Origin of the sequence: Paracoccus litorisediminis (genome assembly GCF_009711205.1) — a bacterium.
Taxonomy (GTDB): Bacteria; Pseudomonadota; Alphaproteobacteria; order Rhodobacterales; family Rhodobacteraceae; genus Paracoccus; species Paracoccus litorisediminis.
Window position 1 is genome coordinate 1 of the sequence record NZ_WMIG01000041.1, and the last position, 16,460, is coordinate 16,460.

At 61.3% G+C, this 16,460-nt stretch carries 12 protein-coding genes; 3 read left to right on the forward strand and 9 right to left on the reverse strand.

Features of this window, described 5'->3' with window-relative positions:
- Positions 1 to 512: 512 nt before the first annotated feature.
- The gene (locus GL300_RS25435; protein ID WP_155042473.1) at positions 513 to 1,463 is read right to left on the reverse strand and encodes a ParB/RepB/Spo0J family partition protein; all 951 of its coding nucleotides are present in this window, start codon (positions 1,461 to 1,463) and stop codon (positions 513 to 515) included.
- A complete protein-coding gene (locus tag GL300_RS25440) occupies positions 1,460 to 2,659 on the reverse strand; it encodes an AAA family ATPase (protein ID WP_155042474.1) in 1,200 nt (399 codons plus the stop codon). The genes GL300_RS25435 and GL300_RS25440 overlap by 4 nt, the downstream gene beginning before the upstream one ends.
- Positions 2,660 to 3,250: 591 nt before the next feature.
- Here GL300_RS25440 and GL300_RS25445 point away from each other — a divergent pair.
- Positions 3,251 to 4,273 (forward strand): replication initiation protein, encoded by a 1,023-nt coding sequence (locus tag GL300_RS25445; RefSeq protein WP_155042475.1) that lies wholly within the window; start codon positions 3,251 to 3,253, stop codon positions 4,271 to 4,273.
- Between the two features lie 30 nt (positions 4,274 to 4,303).
- Here the strand turns inward: GL300_RS25445 and GL300_RS25450 are convergent, their stop codons facing one another.
- The 5 genes from GL300_RS25450 to GL300_RS25470 all read right to left on the reverse strand — a co-directional run bounded on the left by GL300_RS25450 (position 4,304) and on the right by GL300_RS25470 (position 12,299).
- Positions 4,304 to 5,377 (reverse strand): capsular polysaccharide export protein, LipB/KpsS family, encoded by a 1,074-nt coding sequence (locus GL300_RS25450; protein ID WP_155042476.1) that lies wholly within the window; start codon positions 5,375 to 5,377, stop codon positions 4,304 to 4,306.
- Positions 5,378 to 5,395: 18 nt separating this feature from the next.
- Positions 5,396 to 9,136 (reverse strand): capsular polysaccharide export protein, LipB/KpsS family, encoded by a 3,741-nt coding sequence (locus GL300_RS25455; protein ID WP_155042477.1) that lies wholly within the window; start codon positions 9,134 to 9,136, stop codon positions 5,396 to 5,398.
- Between the two features lie 176 nt (positions 9,137 to 9,312).
- Complete coding sequence (locus GL300_RS25460) at positions 9,313 to 10,350, reverse strand: SGNH/GDSL hydrolase family protein (RefSeq protein WP_155042478.1); 1,038 nt, start codon at positions 10,348 to 10,350, stop codon at positions 9,313 to 9,315.
- Between the two features lie 76 nt (positions 10,351 to 10,426).
- Complete coding sequence (locus GL300_RS25465; RefSeq protein ID WP_155042479.1) at positions 10,427 to 11,410, reverse strand: glycosyltransferase; 984 nt, start codon at positions 11,408 to 11,410, stop codon at positions 10,427 to 10,429.
- Positions 11,411 to 11,468: 58 nt separating this feature from the next.
- On the reverse strand, positions 11,469 to 12,299 hold the full coding sequence (locus GL300_RS25470) for an ABC transporter permease (protein ID WP_225612591.1): 831 nt from the start codon (positions 12,297 to 12,299) through the stop codon (positions 11,469 to 11,471).
- 194 nt (positions 12,300 to 12,493) lie between these two features.
- Between GL300_RS25470 and GL300_RS25475 the strand changes: the two genes are divergently transcribed.
- Together GL300_RS25475 and GL300_RS25480 are read left to right on the forward strand one after the other, a co-directional pair.
- Positions 12,494 to 13,669: a KpsE/RkpR family capsule polysaccharide export protein gene (locus GL300_RS25475; protein ID WP_155042480.1), complete on the forward strand. Its 1,176-nt coding sequence runs from the start codon at positions 12,494 to 12,496 to the stop codon at positions 13,667 to 13,669.
- 2 nt (positions 13,670 to 13,671) lie between these two features.
- Complete coding sequence (locus GL300_RS25480) at positions 13,672 to 14,337, forward strand: ABC transporter ATP-binding protein (RefSeq protein WP_155042481.1); 666 nt, start codon at positions 13,672 to 13,674, stop codon at positions 14,335 to 14,337.
- A 92-nt stretch (positions 14,338 to 14,429) separates the two neighbouring features.
- Here the strand turns inward: GL300_RS25480 and GL300_RS25485 are convergent, their stop codons facing one another.
- Both GL300_RS25485 and GL300_RS25490 read right to left on the reverse strand, forming a co-directional pair.
- Positions 14,430 to 15,155 (reverse strand): CatB-related O-acetyltransferase, encoded by a 726-nt coding sequence (locus GL300_RS25485; RefSeq protein WP_170297814.1) that lies wholly within the window; start codon positions 15,153 to 15,155, stop codon positions 14,430 to 14,432.
- Between the two features lie 100 nt (positions 15,156 to 15,255).
- On the reverse strand, positions 15,256 to 16,398 hold the full coding sequence (locus GL300_RS25490; protein WP_155042483.1) for a UDP-galactopyranose/dTDP-fucopyranose mutase family protein: 1,143 nt from the start codon (positions 16,396 to 16,398) through the stop codon (positions 15,256 to 15,258).
- Positions 16,399 to 16,460: the final 62 nt, after the last annotated feature.

Here is a 16,460-nt window from a genome sequence, read left to right on the forward strand (position 1 = left end):
AAACAACCATCAAGGCCATCCGTCCGAACCGCTCCAGCACCCTGCCGGCTCGGTGAAGGCGTATTTACGGATCACCGCCAAAACCCGCAAGAGCAAAAACCACAAAAATATGAAATTGTTGGTAAGTGTATGAAAAAAAACATTTTTTCATTGATTTTCATTCCGTGCCGCCAATTACCGCTGCGCAGATGGCTGGATTTTCTGGATGAATCATCAAAAGCTCGGCGGATCGGGTCGCAATCTCTCCGAGCAGGCCTACTGTGGAACACCGGAAGAGGTCAGCGCTTCCAGCCAGGAAGCCGTTACGGGTCACCTACATACGCAACCTGCGCCGCATGAGGGACCTGTCTCGCGGATGTCCGGCAAGCTGCTGCGCCCCGGACATGGCTGGCGATAAGTCCCGCTTATCGCGCAAGGGCAATCTTGCCAGCCAGGGGTGCTGGCAACGGAAATTGCCAATCGGCAATTTTTGAGGGTTTGGCGGCGGTGATGGAAATTGCCAATGGGCAATTTCAGTCCCGCGGAAATTCCTGCGCGAGGAAAGCTTCAAGTGCCGCGCGCAATCTGGGCTCGGGCAAGTCATCCGAAAACTCCAACCGGATCCGGTTGCCGCGCCGCCGGATCGCCAGCTCGGCCGTCTCGGTCTCGACCAGCTTCGATCCGAAAGCCGCAGCCTTCAGTCGGGCCAGCACCTTCGGCACGGGGATGAACGCCCCCCGGCCGTTCCGCGCGGCTTCCTGTTCGGTGGCAATGGCCGCAGCTTCGATCAGGACCTGATCCTCGGCATGGGCCAGCATGGCGCGCAAGCGACGGGCATGGAGTTCGCGCAGATCAGTGATCTGAGGCCAGGCCTGAACCAGCATCTCGGGCAGGCGTGCGAGGTAGAGATAGCGCGAGAGCCAGGCCTCCGAGACCTCCAGCCGGGCCGCCATCGCCTTCTGCTTGCCGCCGTAATAGAATTCGAGCGCCTGCAGGTAATCGCAGGCGCGCTCGTAATCGCTCAGATCGGCGCGGTCACGGTTCTCGATATCGGCAAGCCGGAAAGCCTCCTCATCGGTCAGGTCGCGGATCTCGATGAGGTAGAAGAATTGCGGATAGTTGTTGGCCCGCAGCCACGAGACGGCGAAATGCCGGCGCGCCCCGCAGATGACCTCGTATTCCGCCCCGCGCCCCGGCGGCAGCCTGCGGACGATGGCGGGGAATTCCTGTCGGCCCTGAGCCTTGAGACTGTCGATCAGATCGCCGCAATTATTCTCGGTCAGCAGGTCATAGGCGCGGTTGTGACGCTCCCACATCGCGCAGCTGGCCGGATCGACCCAGCGCAGGACCTTCTCTTCGCGCTGGACGCTCTCGGAGAGGGCGTTCTGCCGCTTGAGGAAGCGCGCTGCGCCCCGGTCCGGGGCTGTCGGCTCCGCCAGCCCCTTCAGCACGTCCTGAAAGATCGCGTCATGGCGCTTGCTCATAGCAGGCCTTCCTTGCGCAGGTTGGGGTGATGGCTGGGCCAGGTCTTGCGGGCCAGCAATTCGACCTCGCGCCCGACAGCGTCCAGATAGGCGCGGCAGCGCTTGTGGGTCTCGGTTCGGGTGGCGGCACCGGTCAACTCGTAGACGGTCATCAAATTGGCCGCGGCATTGTCGATCTCGGCGGAATCCTTCAGCACCGCGTTCAGCATGTCCTGCGGGAAGACCGCGTCCATCATCCGCTTGATTGCCTGATGCGCCGATTTCTGGTCGTCCATCTTCGAGGTCAGGATCTTGACAAAGCTGTATTCCCGCGCCCCGCCATGGCGCGCGAGCTCGCTCAGCGTTGCTTCCATCATCTTGAGGAAATGCGCGGTCGAGGCGAAGTCGATATTGTTGGGCGGTGCCGGGATCAGCAGGGCATTGGCCGCCCGCAGCACCGAGAGCGACAGCATTCCCAGCGCCGGCGGCGGATCGAGCAGGATGATGTCGAACTGATCGGCGATCGACATCACCCCCTCGCGCAGCCGGTCGAGGATGAAGGCAGGATCGCGGGCCATGCGCGCCGCGAATTCATATTCGGCATCGTAAAGCCCCAGATTGGCCGGGATAATGGCGATGCCGGGCCAATAGGTCGCCCGCAGCGCGTAATGCAGGGTCTTCGGCCCGCCATGCTGCAGGAAGGGATAAAGCGTGTCCTCATCTTCATGGACATCAACATCGGGATTGAGGCCGAAAACCGCAGTCGAGGAAGCCTGTGAATCGCAATCGATCACGCAGACCCGATAGCCCTTCAGCGCGAAATACTGCGCCAGATGGACGACCATGGTCGACTTCCCTACCCCGCCCTTGAAGTTCTGCACCGCCAGGACCAGCGGCGGGTCTTCGGGCGCGCGATGTGGCATGGTCCCGAACAGCTTGCGCATGCGGTTCACATCGGCCAGCGAATAGCCGTTCCGGCGTCCGGTGACCTCGTCCTTCTTGGGGGCCGGCAGACGGCCATCGGCCTCGTAATCGCGGATGGCCTTTTCCGAGCGCCCAACCATTTCGGCGGCGGTGCGAACATTGAAGACCAGTTCCAGCTGCTTCTGCGTGCCGGGGGCGAAAACGCGCTCGCGCAGTCTTTCGATGACTGTCGAGGCACGTTGGCTGAGCACCGTCAGCTCATCCAGGGTGACGGGAATAAGGGCAGGGTTCATCAGCCTGTCTTTCTGCTCGCTGGGCCGGATTATGTCGGTCAGGAGCCTGTGCGTAAAGTTCGGATTGTTTGGCGCGATTCCGGATGAAAGCGAAACTGCTTCGAAAGCCATGGGCTTATCAGAAATGCAGACCGTGGCAGAGGGTCCGTTTCACTGAATCCGGCCTGCCCCAATCTGTAAGAGTTCATCTCTGAGAGCCTGGAAATTCTGTGGATAAGTTTCAGCCCCTATGTTCTTAGTTCTTAGATTCTAAGTTCATAGAAGCCAAGTTGTTGTTTTTAAAAGTGTAATATGCTCTGACTCTTACTTTTTGGGATTGCAAAACTTACTTTTCGGGATGCCAAAGCTTACTTTTCGGGATGCTAAAGCTTACAGATCGGGTGCGACTGAAACCTTACAAAACGGGTGCGGTGTCACCCTTTGTCGTAGCCCGGCAATTTCCCAGCAAAACCCGAATGATCCGGCGCAGGCGATCCCATGCGCTCAGGCTATCGCTTACATTTCGGGTGCGGCGGTGTGCCACGCTGGCGCTGCGGTTGAACACTTACGTCGAGGGGATTACAGAAGTAAGCTTCGATGGCGGGAATGAAGATGACGGACGCGACGATTCGGACACTCGAGGCAAAGCCGAATGCCGACAGCCTCATCAAGCCGGGCGAGCTGATCGACCTGATCGAGGTCACCCCGCTGACCCTGACCGACCGGCGCATCTACAACCAGCTGCTTGAGAATGCCTGGGACGCGATCGACAAGCCGGTGACCCATGTCATCTCGAAATCGGCGCTGCGCGGCAGCCACAATTCCTATGACCGGGTCGGCGAAAGCCTCGAGCGGCTGATGTCGGCCATCGTCAAGATCGCGGTGGTCTGGAATGGCGAGCCGGCCATCGAGCGGGTCCAGCTGCTGGGCGGCAACCTGGAAAGCGGCCGGCCCGAGGGTTTTCTGGAATACGAAATCCCCTCGCGCCTGCGCCGGATCATCCGCAACAGCCAGGTCTTTGCCCGGCTGCAGCGCGAGGTGATGTTCGCGCTGTCCTCGAAATACGCGCTGACGCTTTACGAGATGATCCAGAAGCGTGGCAATCTGCGCTGGAAGGCCTCCGAGACCCTGACCCTTGCCGCGCTTCGCGGGATCATGGGGGTGCCCAAGGGCAAGCTTTCGTCCTGGTCGAACCTCAAGCTGCGCGCGATCGACCCGGCGGTCTCCGAGGTCAATGCGCTGTCCGATTTCATGGTCGAGATCCTGCCGGTCAAGACGGGTCGGGCGGTGACCCATGTCGAGCTGCGCTGGTGGCGCAAGGACGGCGATGCCAGCGGCGCCGCCGACCGGGCGCTGCAATTCTCGAAGGTCGGGCGCAAGGTCAAGGCCGAGGGCCGCGCCGAACAGATCGCCAACGAGCCCGAGCCGCGCCCCCGTCCGGCCTGGCTGGAACCCCATGGCGCCGCCCTGCACAGCGCCACCTATGAGACGGCCCGGCTGCGCCATCCCGGATACGACATCTATTTCGTGGAAGGGGAATGGCGCTCCTGGCAGGCCGATAAAGACGAGCCCAAGGACCCCGACCGGGCCTATCTGGCCTTCTTTCGCAGCTATGCCGAGAAGAATTCGCTCTGATGCCCGGCCAAGCCGCGCTAGGTCTGGCAATCAGAAGAAGCGCCGCTTGATCCGATCGATCAGCGAATAGGCGTAAAGCCTGCGCTTGTAGCTGGCAAAAGCCCGCTGCCCGGACCGCAGACCGGCAGGGTGGGCATCAAGGGCCAGGGAGATCCGCTGGCGGATGGCCGGCACGTCATCGGCACGAACGCAATATTCGGTCAGATACCAGAACAGGAACTTGTCCCGCCGCGAGGCATCAACCCTGTCGGGCATCGTAATGGCCTGCGTCAGGGCCTCAGAGGTGTGCACCTGCTGCGTGACCTGCCCGAAATCCGCCGCCGCGTAGCTGACGACCGGCTTGCCCTGGATCAGCGCCTCGAAAAGGACGCCAGAATTGGCGCCAACCACCAGCTCGGCATTGGCAATCAGCGTGTGGACCGAGGCGGTCGAGATCACCACATCTGGCCTTTGCGCCAGATCGTCCAGAAGCCCGGCAATCCTGCGGCTTCGGCAACGGGGATGCCGTTTGATGATCGTCCTCAATCCCCGCGCCGCTGCCGCATCGGCAACCCTGCGCATGACCTCGGGCGTCTCGATCCATCTGCCAACCGCCACGGAATCGTTCTGCACCTGCAGGGGCAGGAAGACGTAATTCGTGGCCGTGCCTTCGGCGTAATCCGGCTGCGGGTATTTCGACAGATTGCCGCTTTTCAGTTCCTGCGCCAGATCCCTGACAAAGCTCGAGGCGCGATCCGCATCCTGCCGGGCGATCGCATCGTGATAAAGCTCCGGCTGCCTGGCCAGTTGTGAGAAGCAGGCATAACCTATCGGGTCCATGCTGTAATAAGGCGGGATATAGGATTCCTTGCAGCGCAGGACATTTCCGGCATCCGGGCCGTGGGAATGAAAGCTGATGGTGAAGTCGCCCTGTCCTGCGGGCCGGGGCGTGCGTTCGGCCCCACGTGGCAGCCAGACAGGATCGATCAGGACTTCCAATTCGGCCAAGGCCGCCAGCAGCGAGCTGTAAAACAATTGATGCCGGTCACCGTCCTCGGGGCTGGCGAACCAGGCTTCCGGCACCTCAAGGGTAACCACCCTGCGGCCTGTGGCCATGTCAGCCATCTGCAAGGCTCGGTCGTGTCAGCATTTTTCCCCCATCGGGAACAGCAGCCTGCCGATCATACGGGCCGTCGGGCTGCGCAGATCGCGCACGAAGACCACCGGATTGCCCGAGAGACGTTCGGCCGCGGCGTCTCCGCCACGTTTGCGTACCAAAGGCGTCAGGAGAGGGACCCACAGACGCAGCATCTGTCGCGGTCCGAGCGTGCTGGCCTTGGAATAGGCCAGCCAGCGCAGCTTCGGATGCCGCCCACTCCAATGCATCTTGGCGAATGCCTCGGGATCGTCCAGCAGATCGGCGGCCAGATCCGGGCGGCCGCGCTTCCTGTAGGCCAGCGCCAGCAATGGGACCGATGACCAGAGCCGCCAGCTGAACAGGCCGTAATTGATCAGCTCGCCATCCTTGCTGGCGGGCTTCAGCTGCGTGTCCGCATAGGCCGCCTCGACAATCTCGAACTCGGCCAGATGCACCGGACAATCGGGCGGAGGTGCTGCGCGCGGCGGGAACAGTTCGTCTGCGCTCAGACCGAAGTAATCCCGGGCAATCCTGGCATTCCCCGTTGCTGCCGCAACCATGATCCGGTCGGCAACTTCACCCGTCAGAAGCCAGGGCGAGGGCATCGGCAGCCCCTGCTCGCGTCGCCATGCATTCAGGCGGGCCACGGCGGTTTCGATGAAGTTCAGATAGACGTTCTTGCCGGGAAAACGGCGCTTGTTGAACAGCCGGATCAGCTCGACATGGGCGCTGGACAGCCGGGCCTCATTGGTCTTCTCGCGGGCCAGGGGCGGCAGGCGGGTGATGTCGGGCAGGCGTGTGGCTTCGGCAAAATCCGCGATGATGTCCCAATCCACGCCGGGCTGACGCAGGTAGCGGCGGATATGGATGGCGTCCTTGTTCAGGGATTTCTCCCAAGTGCCGATCAGCCGGTCATAGTCCAGGCAGGAACGGGCCATGCCCGTCTGAAGCCATTCCGCGAAAGGAAGCGAGGTCGAGTTGATCGCGCCGCCGGCAACGAATTCGGCATATTGCGAATTCGCCCATTCGTCCTGCCTGCGCAGATAGACCACCATCTCGACATCGAAGTCCCGGAAGTCCTCGATCAGGGTCGCGGATTGCGGATTGAGGAAGAAACCCTCGGACGAGAGGATGATGGTGTGGATCTGCCCCGGCATCAGCGCCAGGCCGTTCAGCAGGTGCTGGCGCAGTTCTTGCCGGTTCTCCGGGTTCAGGAAGCCCGCATGGCCCGCCTGCTTGTGGGGTCGGCCGGGCTGCCAGAAAAGACCGACCTCGGGATACCAGATTCCCTTGCGCAGCAGGGCTGGCCGGTTGTCCTCCAGCAGGTGCTGCAACGCAGTGCTGCCGGTCTTGGTCGCACCAAGGTGGATGATCAGGCGCGGGCGTGGCCCGCTGGGCTGAAGGAGAGTGTCGGGGGGCGCGATGCGGCTGTTTCTGGCATAGCTGTTCAAGGCCTGCTCAAGGCCGCGCTCGGCGTCATTGGCCGGCTCTTGCAGGAACCCGGCGTAAAGATCCGCAGCTGCGATCGGGGTCAGGGCCAGCGCAGCCTCGATCAGGTCCTTGCGCTGCAACCGCGTTGCCATCAGCAAAAGCCCGTAGGCTCCGGCATGGACATGTGATTGCGACAGTTGCGAAGGGTCCGAGATCAGGTCCCGAGGCCCCATACCCGTGCGGTTCAGGGTCTTGGCCAGCTTCTTGATGAAAGTGCCCGCCGCGCGTTCGGCGACGGCCGTCTTCCAGGCAAAGCCGAAATACAGGTGATGCAGGAATTGCGAGACCTGGAAACGCGAGAACCACCAATGCGGTGAATCCGGCTGCAAGGCACCGGCATGCTGCAGCTGCTCGATGACGGAATCGAAGTTCTGCAGCTGGTCCTTCACGTCGGCCATGGTCTGGGCGCGCCGCACGGCGGAATCGCTGCGGATGCGATAGACGACCCCATCGCTGTCGCAGACCGAAATGATCGGATTGGCCAGATAGGCCTGCAGCAGATAGGCGCGCTCTTCGCGATAGGAGGTCAGGAAGCGGATCTGATGCTGGTTGAGAAAGTCCCGGCGATAGAGCCAGTTCCAGAAATGCCGCGAATGGGCGATCTGCGGATATTCGGCGATCGAGGTCCGGCGGACCTCAGTGGGGAAAAAGGTCTCGGTGACATCCGGGCGCATCTGCTGGATGACGCCGTCCTGATCCTCGACCTGCTCATTCAGTTTCCGATAGCGCACCATGTCGGCGCCATCGGCCTCGGCCATGGCGACAACCCGCCCTAGATGGTCGGGATCGGGCATGTAGTCATCGGGATCGATGAACAGGACATAGCGGCCGCGGGCCTCGTCCACCCCCTGGTTGCGGGCAAAGCCCGGACCGATATTGTCGCTGCGCTTGATCAGCCGGATCCGGGGGTCACGGGCGCAATAGCCTTCGACGATCTCGGCCGAGCGGTCCGGACTGACATCGTCGATCAGGATGACTTCGAAATCCTGGAAGCTCTGCCGCTGGATCGAGGCCAGGCAGTCCGCCACATAGCGTTCGACGCCATGGACCGGAATAACGATCGACAGCACGGGCTCGGCCGAGACCTCGGTCGGGATGGGACGGACCGGGCGATGCGCCTCGATATAGTCCAGTACATCTTCGATCCGGGACGGGGTCTCACCCGTGGGCAGGTGGTAGATCGTGTACCAGATGTAGGTCGCGTGAAACATCTCGGCCAGATCGCGCGGGCGTCGGCGATGCGGCACGGTTGCGCGGTCATCGGTCAGGCCCCAGCCAGCATAGAAGGGCGCGCCGAAACAGACCACCTCCTTGCCGGCCAGCAGGGCCTCGAAGCCCATGCCACTGGTGCCGACATAGACCTTGTCAACCAGATCGAACAATTCGAACGGATTGACGCTGTCGCGCATGATCCGCACGCGCCCCTTGTTGGTCAGCTGATCGAAATAGCCCCGCCTTGTGCCGTTCTTGACCCAGTTGAGGTCCGGGTGGGTCTTGACCAAAATCTCGGCATCGGGGTTTTCCGCGATGGCGGCATCCAGCGCGGCCCTGAACTCCTTGTCCGAGGCACGCCCATAGAAGGTCGAGGCATCCGAGAAGTTCTGGTCGATCACCAGCACGCGCCGCGCATAGCCCGGAGAGACGACCGGACGGTAGAAAGGCTGGGAATTGTATTTCGAGATCCTCGCCTCGACGATGCGCCGCATGACCCGTTCCGCCCGCGCCCTTTCGTCGTCGGACAGTGCAAAGTCGCTGTTCAGCTTCTCGTCCAGACGGGTCTCGTAATCGGACATGTAGTACTGGGCGCGGTCATCGAAGATGTAGCCCAGACAGGCCTGCCCCGGATCGCGCGAGGCCAGGGCTTCGGACCAACTGGTGGTCGAAGCGAGAAATCCCATCTCGAAGAACAGGACGGGGTCGGTAACACGGACATGCGGCAGCAGGGTCTTGGTGCTGTCATGCGATTTCGACAGATCATCCAGGATTGCGCCATACATCAGCACCGGCGCATCGCCATCGATGCCCGGTTCGTCGACCGCGATCAGATTGGGAAAGACGCGGGACAGGTTGGCCGAGAATGCCCCCTTCAGGTTCGCCCGCTGGAAGCCGATCCGATGCGACAAAAAACGCCGGGCAAGCAGGTCCTCGCGGAAGTCGGTGACTTCCCTGGATTGAGGCCGCCCCAGCAGGGAAAGGAACTTCTTGTAAAGCGCGTTCCCCGCGCCGGAAGTGTCGTGATTTCTGCTCATCGTCATGACCGGGTCCAGGGGGTGTCTGATTGATCTGCCTCGCGCGGTCAGGCGACCCGGTTTTGACCCAAGTCACCGCGCTCATGCAGACTCTGCCCTTCTTGTTTTCCGCCTATAGGGCAAACCGTCAAAAGGAGATAGAGAGGCCAGTGGCTGCGGGTGCCCACAAGGCCAGCGTCTTTTTACCCATCCACTTCCATCAGCAGTCCGATCAAGCCGCCAATTCCCGGCGCGCCATCTTTGGCGGGCGGGTTCCAGGACATGGTGTGCTGCACGAGGGGTTTTCTGCCGTTCATGGCTTGCGGGCACAGCGTCAGGCTGCCGCGCACCTCGAGCGGCGGTTCTTTTGGTGACCACAGCAACAGATGCTTCAACTGCTTGAGTGGGCCACCTTCCTTGGGGCTGATCTGGGTGGAATAGGGGCCTCTTTCGCCTGCGCTGGATTGGAACAGGATGGCCGGCTCGGCACGAGTGGCGATCAGGTAGCAGGCCAGCAGGCGCCCGGCGGTGGAAAAGGGCAGATCCGAGCGGAACGGGAAAAGCCCGCAGTTCAGAAGGCGGTTGGTGAATGTCCCGGAAGCCGGGATATCGGGAAGGACGACCTGCAGGTCGCGGCCCGAAAACTCCTGCCGCAGATCCGGATCGCGTGCCGGGACCCGGGCCGAAGAGCCCGCCTCGATCACCTCGGCGGCGAGGGTGGCAAGGAAATCGGTCTCGGTCGAGTAATGCGGGTTTTCCTTGTAGAGCCGATCCGCATCGAGATGGGCAAAGCGTTCGCGCCACAGCCTTTGCGCATCGACCTGCGTCAGACGATGGCCTTCCAAAGTCTGGCGCAGGGCGTTTCGATAGGGGTTCTTTTCGGCGCCGGTCGCCTCGGCCTTGTTATAAAGAAGAACGGGCAAAACCCGATATCCGCGCCGCGCGCAGATCTCGAGCAGCCACTCCAGATGGTAGCTCAGGACTGCCGGAGACTGCCTGTTCAGGACGTAATTGGCCTCATTGAGGGAGTATTCCCACAGGATGACGGGATTTTCCGGAAGCTCGGTGCAGGTCAGCAGCCTGTAGATCCCCATCGCCGAGGTCGCCGCCCCGATGCTGAGATTGACGATCCGTTCCGGTTCGGGATGGATCTGCTTGAGCTTGTCCACCCAGCCATTGGTCAGGAGGGAGTTCGATCCGCCCAGGATGACGAAGGAGGCGGGTGTCTGGGTGTTGGTCATCTGGGTGCGGGTTCCGTTGTTCCGGTTCAATCCATGATCACCGGCCGAAAGAAGGCCAGCAAGATCTGACAGATGGTCAGGGCCGTTCGGCCAGCGACACCACCTCTTCGTGCCGAAGGTCCATGCGCCCGCGCAACCCGTCCCGGATTGCCGCGTCCAGCATGCGCAGGAAGATCGCGCGGTTCGCGCCGTAATCCCGCGCCTTGCGTCGCCATTTGACCAGAAGCAGCGGCACCAGCGGCCAGAACAGCGGCCCCGCCGCGATGCGATAAGCAAAAAGCGCGTTGCGATACATGTAATAGACCTTCCACAAAGGGGTCAGCACCACGCCGCTTTCTCCCTGCCGGGCCTCGGTGTCATGCTCAAAGCGGATCTGCGGCGCGAAGCCGATCCGCAATCCCTTGCGTCGCATCTGCAGGGTATACATCTGGTCGTCGCCATAGACGAACAGCCGGCCATCCGGAAAACCTGCCCGCGCGATGACTGCACGCGACAGGAACAGCCCGACAAAGGACGCCATGTCGATATCCACCACCGGTGCTCCGGCAGCATAGGCTGTATCCTGCAGGTGAAATCCGCGTCGGCCCTTTCCCGACAGGGTGTGAAGAAACTCGCGCGCCCGCCAGAAGGGATTGCGATAGGGACGGTTCATTTCGCAGATCCCGCCTGTGGGCCAGAAGACCGCAGCCCCGATCGCATCCCAGCCCTGCTTGTCCATAGCATGGAAGGCGGCAATCGCCTTGGGTGCCGGACGGCCGTCATCGTCCATGACCACCAGCCAATCCGGGTCGAAGCGCCGGACAGCCTCGCGCATGCCCTGGTCAAAACCGCCCGCCCCGCCCAGATTATCGGCGCTGCGGCAGATGCTCAGGCGCGGATCGCCGTTCTCGGCCAGCCATTCGGCGGTTCCGTCGCTGGAGGCGTTGTCGAAGACCAGAACGTGGTCGACCCCTTCTTCCAGAAGGCGCTTCACCGTCACCTGAAGCTTCTCCAGGCGATTATGCGTGACGACGACGGCAGCCAGGATCAACCGGTTGCTGGAGGACGAAGAGCCGGTCATTGGCGGCGACTTTCATGTTCGAGAAACGGGCCAGCCCATGGCCGCAAGGCCGCGCGGATCAGTTTTCCAGCAGTCGTTTGAAATGGCGGACCAGCAGCAGCAGCCCGAAAAACAGCGTGACCGCAGCAACAACGGCGACATAGCCGGGGCTGATATATTCGCCGCCATAGGTTGGATAAAGTCCCTTGCGCATCAATCCGATCAGATGGACCAGCGGATTGTACCACAGGATATCCTGCGCAATCTTCGGGATGGAATCGAAGGTAAAGAAGATGCCGGAGATCAGGAAAAGCGGTCGGGTCAGGATCGACCAGATGCGCTCATAGGCCGGGAAGGACGTCATGATGAAGCAATTCAGCGTGCCAATTCCCGCAGCCAGGAAAATAGCCAGCACCATGGTCAGGGCCAGTGGCCCCAGATCGACCCAGAAAGGCAGCCCATAGATCACGAGGATCCCGGTCACCACGATTGCGGCGACGATGATATCGGTCAGCCCGTTCAGCAATAATCGCGCAATCAGCGTATCCATGAAGGTCACGCAGGGATAGGCCATGAAAGGCTTGGAAAATTGCACTGATCGCGCCATTTTCTGGGATAACGAATTGAACATGGCAAAGGGCAGATACCCGCTGGCATAGAACAAGGCGAAGTTTTCGCCGATCAGCGGCCTGCGCAGCGCAAGTGAGAACAGCAGGGACAAAAGCGCGATACCCAGAACAGGATCGAGGATTGCCCACAGATACCCGCCCACGGAACGGCCATATGTCGTCGCCATCTCGCGCAGCATCAGCGCCAGCACGGTCCGGCCCATCTGGAAACGCGGACGCTTGCGGACATGATGTAGTTGTCCGGCCGGGGAAGGGGATACGGGCGTCAGTTTGACAGACATATGAATTCGGGCCGCTGGTCTTGGCGTATGGGCGCATGTAACAAGCCTGCAGGGGTGGAAACAACCGAAAGCATGACAACGTGAAACAGACCTCACCCGTGGACAAGGAGCAGGCCGATAAGGGTGCGCTCACCCCTGCGAGACTGGTCAAACCCGTTGTCCAAGCCACCCTCACACCGTCAGCGCCAAGGACCGTGACCAGCCCGGTCTCGCGGATCACCAAGCAGGCGGATGTCGTGCGCCCGACGGTTCCCAACGCCCGGATGGAACTGCGCCACAAGCTGATCCTGCTTTCCTTCCTGCTGGTCGTCGGCCTGCCCACGCTGATCAGCGCCTGGTATCTGTGGACGCGCGCCGAGGACCAGTACATCTCGACGGTCTCTTTCTCGGTTCGCAAGGAAGATGCGAGCCCCAGCATCGACATTCTGGGCGGTATCACCCAGTTGGCCAGCAATACGACGGCCTCGGATACCGACATCCTTTACGACTTCCTGGGCAGCGAGGACATCGTCTCCAAGATCGACAAGACCATGGACCTGCGCGCCCGGTTCTCGAAGGCCTGGCCAGATGATCCGGTCTTTGCCCTGAACCCCAGCCTGCCCATCGAGGATCTGACAAAATACTGGCGTCGTCAGGTCCGCGTCCTCTACGACACCTCGACCCGGCTGATCACGCTGCAGGTTGCCGCCTTCACCCGCGAGGACGCTTATGAGATCGCGCGCGCCGCTTTTGACGAAAGCAGCCGGACGATCAACAGGCTGTCCGACATCGCCCGCGAAGATACCACCCGCTTTGCCCGCACCGAGCTGGAAAAGGCCCAGGCACGCCTGACCGAAACCCGTCAGGCCCTGACGACCTTCCGGATGCGGACGCAGATCGTCGACCCAAAGGCCGATCTCTCGGGCCAGATGGGGGTCCTGAATTCACTGCAGGCGCAGCTGGCTGAAGCCCTGATCACACTCGACACATTGCATAATGTCGCCCGCGACGACGATCACCGGGTCACCCAGGCCAAGCAGAAGATCGACGCCATCCGCGCCCGGATCGTAGACGAACGCGCCAAGCTTGGTGCCGCCGGAGAGGGGCCGGCCGGCGAGAGCTATGCCCAGTTGATGGCCGAATACGAGAAGCTCGCCTCGGATATGGAATTCGCCGAAGTGACCTTCCGCTCGGCCCAGGCCGGCTATGAAACCGCCGTCGCCGAAGCCATGCGGCAGTCGCGCTATCTGGCCGCCCATATCGAGCCCAAGATCGCGGAATCCTCTCTGGCACCGCGCCGCGCCTGGCTGCTGGCCAGTGTCTTCGGCGTCATGCTGCTGGGCTGGTCGATCATGCTGCTCATCTATTACAGCATTCGCGATCGGCGCTGATCATGATCGTCTTGGAGGACCTCACCAAGATCTATCACACCAAGGGGTTACGAACGGTGATTGCGGATCGCGTCAACGCGGTCTTTCCCACCGGGCAATCCGTGGCCCTGCTGGGACGAAATGGTGCGGGGAAATCCAGCCTGCTTCGAATGATCGCGGGCACGATGCTACCGACCTCGGGGCGGATCCTCAGCGATGGAACGGTTTCCTGGCCGGTCGGCTTTGCCGGAAGCTTCCATGGCGAGCTGACCGGGGCGCAGAATGTCCGCTTCGTGGCCCGGATCTACGGCGTCGATACCGATGCCCTGGTCGATTATGTCGAGGACTTCGCCGCGATCGGCCCCAGCTTCCACAAGCCCTTTGGGACCTATTCCTCGGGCATGAGATCGCGCCTGGCGATGGGAACCAGCATGGGGATCGATTTCGACACCTATCTGGTCGATGAGGTCACCAGTGTTGGCGATGCCGCCTTCAAGGAAAAATCGCGCGCCGTGTTCACCGATCGCATGAGGTCTGGCAGCGCGGTGGTCGTCAGCCACTCCATGCCCTTCATTCGCCGTGTCTGCACGATGGGCGCGGTTCTGCATCGCGGGCGTCTGAGGGTTTTCGACGACGTGAACGAGGCCATCTATTTTTACGAACGGGGCTTCACCTCTCAGGGGGGATGAGCGGGTTCTGGCGATCCGTCCATCCCCTCCCATGCTGCGCGCCGCTGCCGATACATGGCAGACGCGCAGCATGAGGTCTGTGCGCTGTGTCCCTAGTCCACGACGACCGAGAACAGATCGAAATCATCCGTTGGCGTAAGGTTCAGCTCAAAGAACGTCTTGTTTCGTGCAATCCGGTCATCGTCCCAGTCCCACCAGCCAAGCTCCAGCATCTGCTCGATAACGCTCGGGCTGAATCTGCGGCGGATCTCACGGGCGGGACTTCCTCCGATGATCGAGAAGGGCGGCACCGACTTCACGACGGTTGCTCCCGCCCCGATCACCGAACCATGCCCAATCTGGACACCCGACAGCACGCTGACCTTGTCCCCGATCCAGACATTATGCCCCACCTCGACCGGACCCTTCGTTTCAACGGCCGGGGTGAAGCCGAAGCGCTTGTTGAACCAGACCTGCTGGTTGGGCATATCGGTCCGGTGATTGCCGGATATGAGCGCAACATACCGTCCGAAGGCGCAGTATTTCCCGATCCTGACCACTCCGCGCGCGGTAAAATCCCCTTTGATCGCAGTGTACTTGCCGCTCAGGACCGACCCCTGAAGATCCCATTTTGCTTGGGCTCCCCGGATGTTTCCCGCAGCGACAGCTGAAGCATCCGCTAACGAGTAGAACTCGCTCAGTTCATCCTTGGAAAATAAGTTTCCTATGCCCTGCTCTGCCTTGCTCACGGCAGGTTTTGAATTGGTGCTGCGCCCGCTTGGGTCTGCTTTGCGCAGGTTGGAACGGCCCGACTTAGCCAGTGAAAATCCAAAACGCATCAGCTCTCCAAGGTGACAGGCAATTCTCATTTCATGCTTATCAGGCCTGCATCTTCCGGCTCAAGCCGAGCCGTTATTCTACAGCCAGCCCCAAAATGGATCAGGGTTCGACCATAAAGGCGGGCATTGCCTGCCCTCCTGTCTGCGACGCGACAAAAGCCGCGGCCGTGTCCAGTGCCTCGCGGATGGTGACATCCATGTCCAGATAGCGATAGGTCCCGAGGCGACCGACAAAGGTCGTCTTGTCCTGCGCCCTGGCCAGATCGACATATCGCGCCAACAGGGATTTCTCCTTCACCAGACGGATCGGGTAATAGGGAATGTCTTCGTCACCGGCCGGGCGCGAATATTCGCGATAGCAGATGCTGCCCTGATGGTTTTCCCAGGGGCTGAAATGCTTGTGCTCAGTGATCCGGGTCCAGGGCACGTCAGGATCCCCGTAATTCATCACGGCGCAGCCCTGATAATCGCCATCATGGGTGAAGCGTTCGAAATCCAGCGTGCGATAGCCAAGCCGCCCCAGCCGGTAATCGAAGAACCCATCAAGAGGGCCTGACCAGAAGACATGATCCGCCGCTTCGGCCATGGCCGGGTTATAGGCCGTCTCCAGTTCGACGGTGATCCGGGGATGATCGAGAATGGCGGAAACCATGGCCGTATAGCCATCGCGCGGGATGCCCTGGAAGCGGTGGGCGAAGTAATTGTCGTCATAGTTGAAGCGCAGAGGCAGACGCTTGAGGATGCTGGCGGGCAGCTCGCTGGGGAGGCATCCCCATTGCTTTTCGGTATAGCCCTTGAAGAAGGCCTCGTAGAGTTCTCGGCCGACAAAGCGCAGGGCCTGCTCCTCAAAGGTCCGTGGGTTCTCGATCGAGCGGTCGGCCTTGCTGTCGATGAAGGCCCGCGCCTCGTCCGGCCCCATCGTCCTGCCAAAGAACTGGTTGATCGTGTGCAGGTTCACCGGAAGCGAATAGACTGCGCCCTGCGCGGTGGTCTTGACCCGGTTCAGGAACGGCACGAACTCGGCGAAGCGATTGGCATAGGCCCAGACATCCGCATCGTCGGTGTGGAAAATATGCGGCCCATAAACATGCATCATGACGCCGGTTCCGGCATCGCGCTGGGTATGACAATTGCCGGCGATATGGGGGCGACTGTCGATGACGCGGCAGTAATAGCCTTTTTCGGCGGATTTTCTTGCGATGACGGCGCCCGAGAGTCCTGCGCCGACGATGAGCAGTGTCATGATCCTTGGTCCCGATTTTCTGGCGGTGTGCCTGGTTGTTTCCGGGCTTTTGGGTTCAGGAT

Coding starts and splice junctions, on each gene's coding strand:
- GL300_RS25435 (WP_155042473.1), bottom strand. CDS start 1,463: ATGAGCAAGCGCCATGACGCGATCTTTCAGGACGTGCTGAAGGGGCTG.
- GL300_RS25440 (WP_155042474.1), bottom strand. CDS start 2,659: ATGAACCCTGCCCTTATTCCCGTCACCCTGGATGAGCTGACGGTGCTC.
- GL300_RS25445 (WP_155042475.1), top strand. CDS start 3,251: ATGACGGACGCGACGATTCGGACACTCGAGGCAAAGCCGAATGCCGAC.
- GL300_RS25450 (WP_155042476.1), bottom strand. CDS start 5,377: ATGGCTGACATGGCCACAGGCCGCAGGGTGGTTACCCTTGAGGTGCCG.
- GL300_RS25455 (WP_155042477.1), bottom strand. CDS start 9,136: ATGACGATGAGCAGAAATCACGACACTTCCGGCGCGGGGAACGCGCTT.
- GL300_RS25460 (WP_155042478.1), bottom strand. CDS start 10,350: ATGACCAACACCCAGACACCCGCCTCCTTCGTCATCCTGGGCGGATCG.
- GL300_RS25465 (WP_155042479.1), bottom strand. CDS start 11,410: ATGACCGGCTCTTCGTCCTCCAGCAACCGGTTGATCCTGGCTGCCGTC.
- GL300_RS25470 (WP_225612591.1), bottom strand. CDS start 12,299: ATGTCTGTCAAACTGACGCCCGTATCCCCTTCCCCGGCCGGACAACTA.
- GL300_RS25480 (WP_155042481.1), top strand. CDS start 13,672: ATGATCGTCTTGGAGGACCTCACCAAGATCTATCACACCAAGGGGTTA.
- GL300_RS25485 (WP_170297814.1), bottom strand. CDS start 15,155: ATGCGTTTTGGATTTTCACTGGCTAAGTCGGGCCGTTCCAACCTGCGC.
- GL300_RS25490 (WP_155042483.1), bottom strand. CDS start 16,398: ATGACACTGCTCATCGTCGGCGCAGGACTCTCGGGCGCCGTCATCGCA.